Below are 3,237 nucleotides of genomic sequence, written 5' to 3'. Positions count from 1 at the left end.
CAAGACAGTTCTTTCAGCCATCAGGCGGGTGAGGTTTTACAAAGATTGGGGTAATCTGGATAGATAGAGATAGCACACTTTATTTACGCAAATACCTTGACGATCGTAGGTAACTACCAGACTCGTACATCCAAAGCTATGGGGAACCACCAGCACTCAGCACAGAATACTACGCTCTTGCGGCAAATCTTTGGCAGCATTCAGGCTGATAGTTGTCCGAAACATTACAATTTTCACATGCACACCAATTGCTCTGATGGCAAACTGCAACCAGAAGATCTGATGGCTCAGGCTGTAGAAATTGGTCTCCAAGGGATGGCAATTACCGATCATCATTGTGTCAATGGTTATTATCGTGCTGCCAAGTGGCTCGAAACCCAATCGATTGATTCGCTCCAATTATGGACGGGAATCGAAATTACTGCATATCTGCCTCCGGTAGACGTCCATATTCTCGGCTACGGATTTGACCCCCTCGAACCAAGTTTGGCTCCTTACCTAACGGGTAGAGAGCCTAGGGGAGCCGATGCCCGCGCCGAACGGGCGATTGCCGCGCTCCATGCGGCTGGGGCGATCGTCGTGTTAGCACATCCCGCTCGGTACCGTCGATCGCCAGAAGAATTGATTCCGACAGCAGTTTCACTGGGTATTGATGGGGTAGAAACTTATTATGCTTACAACAATCCCAATCCTTGGATTCCCAGCTTCGAGCAGACCGAAACAGTTAAACGTTTAGGAAATAGCTACAACCTGTTACATACTTGCGGTACGGATACGCATGGGTTGAATTTACTGCAACGTTTGTAGACCGCTCGTTGTATTTTATTTAACATTCTCACTACTGACACTGAGGCACCTAAATGCCGAAACTACCAATTCATCAGGGTACGGCTAAAGAGTCTAAAACTATTGCTAGTAAAAGATCGTGGAATCGATCGATCGGGTCTAAGTAAAATCGCTAATTGCCAATCCGATAGTAGTTGTCTATGATAGTTGATTAGGGATATTATACCTCTACTGAATTAGATGTCTTTAAATTCGATTAAGCCTCTCAATGGTCAAGCTTCAAGTATGGATCCAAGTTCTATACGTGGACTGCTCGAAATGACACAACCGACAAATCCAGATGTCGAACATCCAGAATTGAGACTAGATAGTGAGGGTGGTGGTGCAATCTCGATGCCAGCAACAATCGGGTCATCCGTTGGTGGAGCCACTGCACTCGAACACCGTAGCGATTTACCATCAGAAGATATTCGCGTTGCAGCACTCAAGGCAACGCTAGAAAGACACCGTGGCGAACGCCAAATCGTTTTACTCCAAGACTTTCCAGATCCTGATGCTTTGTCGGGAGCATGGGCATATCAACTGATTGCCAAGCAATACAATATTCACTGCGATCTCGTCTATGCTGGCGCGCTCAGCCACCAGGAAAATATCGCACTCGTCAAGCTAACAGGACTACCAACTAAGAAGATTTCGACTGCAAGTCTGAAGGATAAAGATTTAGCAAACTATCAAGGCTGCGTACTGATCGACAACCAAGGTACCACCTGTCAATTATTAGAACCAATCCGGCAAGCTGGCGTACCGATTACAGTCATTATCGACCATCACAGCCTCCAAGAAGATCTCAACGCCGAATTTGTTGATATCCGCCCCTCTACTCGCGCGACAGCGACAATTCTCACCCAATATCTCCAAGCTGGATTACTCAAGCTCGACAGCAGCATTAGCGAGCATGTTAAATGTGCCACAGCACTGATGCACGGCTTGAGATCGGACACCAATCGCTTAATGCAAGCGCAAGAAGAAGACTTTTTGGCGGCGGGATATCTCAGCCGCTTTTATGATGCCCAATTGCTCAATGCCATCCTCCAAGTATACCGATCGAAACGGGTGATGGAGGTGATTCAGAGATCGCTCACTAACCGAGTGGTACAAAATAACTTCTCGATCGCGGGTGTCGGCTATTTACGCTATGAAGATCGCGATGCGATTCCCCAAGCAGCAGATTTCTTAGTTACTGAAGAAAACGTCCATACCGCGATGGTTTACGGCATCGTCCGCGATGAGGATGATGAAGTCGAATTGGTGATTGGATCCCTCCGCACCTCCAAATTAACCCTCGATCCAGACGAGTTTATCAAGGAAGCCTTTGGTAAAAATAGCGAGGGCCGGTTCTTCGGTGGCGGGAGATTTACCGCTGGCGGGTTTGAGATTCCAGTTGGGTTCTTGTGCGGGTTTAATGACAATACTGAGTTTTCTAAGATGAAGTGGGAAGTGTTTGACAATCAAATCAAGCAGAAGTTACTTCGATTAGTCAATCCTACGGATAGTTATTAAATTTAATCCAGCTTTAAAAATTCAGTGTAGGGGCAATTCATGAATTTCCCCTACTACACTGAGGCGATCGAGAATTGTGATGTTGCTAATTCTAAGTGCTTGATCAGAGTAGGCTGTGGTAATGGCCCAATAATATGCTGCCACGGTAAAACTCGATCGAGATCCCAAGTTTGATGGACGTAGAAATCCAGATCTGGAACCTTTCCTCGTAACTCCTTGAATGCGCGCCGAAAACTCCCGATCGAATCTCCATAATTGCGGGTAAGTTCGAGTAAATGAGACAACCTGCGATCGCCTCTAGAAATGATGGCTTGAATTACCGACCAATTATAACTCTCAGGGCGAAAATCGATCCCATTCGGCGTAAGTTGTTTTTGCAGTAATTTCAATCTTTTATCGGCTTCTTTATTTACTCCAAACCATTGAAACGGCGTGTGAGCCTTCGGCACGAACGTACTGCATCCAAAAGTCAGCCGCAATCCTGGGACTGCTTTTTTAAGCGATCGCAACATCGTCACCGTCTCATCTATGTCACCATTCTCTTCACCTGGAATTCCCGCCATTCCATAGAGTTTTAACCCTTTTAAACCACCTGCTTTGGCATTAGCAGCAGCTTGAAATATTTCATCGGTTTCGAGTTTCTTGTTGACGATCTTTCTAATCCGTTCTGAGCCGCTCTCTACCGCGATCGTTAGCGATTTACTATCCCGCTGGGATAGAATTTCCGCCAATCGAACCGTGACGGTATTCGTGCGGACTGAGGATACACTCAGTCGGACATCATCATATTTAGGTTGAGCCAGATGTTCTAGTAATGCGGGAAATTCTGGATGTTGGGTGACTGATGCACCGAGTAAGCCCAAGCGATTGGTGACTTTCAAGCCATTATCG

General features: G+C 46.3%; 3 protein-coding genes. 2 read left to right on the top strand and 1 reads right to left on the bottom strand.

Features of this window, described 5'->3' with window-relative positions; translation table 11 throughout:
- Positions 1 to 138: 138 nt before the first annotated feature.
- Both RMO27_RS14340 and RMO27_RS14335 read left to right on the top strand, forming a co-directional pair.
- Positions 139 to 807, top strand: a complete 669-nt coding sequence (locus RMO27_RS14340; RefSeq protein WP_309733648.1) for a PHP domain-containing protein — start codon at positions 139 to 141, stop codon at positions 805 to 807.
- 297 nt (positions 808 to 1,104) lie between these two features.
- Positions 1,105 to 2,346, top strand: coding sequence for a bifunctional oligoribonuclease/PAP phosphatase NrnA (locus RMO27_RS14335; RefSeq protein WP_396133718.1), 1,242 nt, complete (start codon positions 1,105 to 1,107; stop codon positions 2,344 to 2,346).
- A 53-nt stretch (positions 2,347 to 2,399) separates the two neighbouring features.
- On the opposite strand, the gene RMO27_RS14330 is transcribed toward RMO27_RS14335, so the two are convergent.
- On the bottom strand, positions 2,400 to 3,237 hold an 838-nt coding region (locus RMO27_RS14330), incomplete at its 5' end, for a radical SAM protein (protein WP_309733643.1).

Source organism: Chamaesiphon sp. OTE_75_metabat_556 (assembly GCF_031378165.1).
Lineage (GTDB): Bacteria > Cyanobacteriota > Cyanobacteriia > Cyanobacteriales > Chamaesiphonaceae > Chamaesiphon.
The sequence above is the reverse complement of the archived record's forward strand: the minus strand, read 5'-3'. Positions and strand labels throughout refer to the sequence as shown.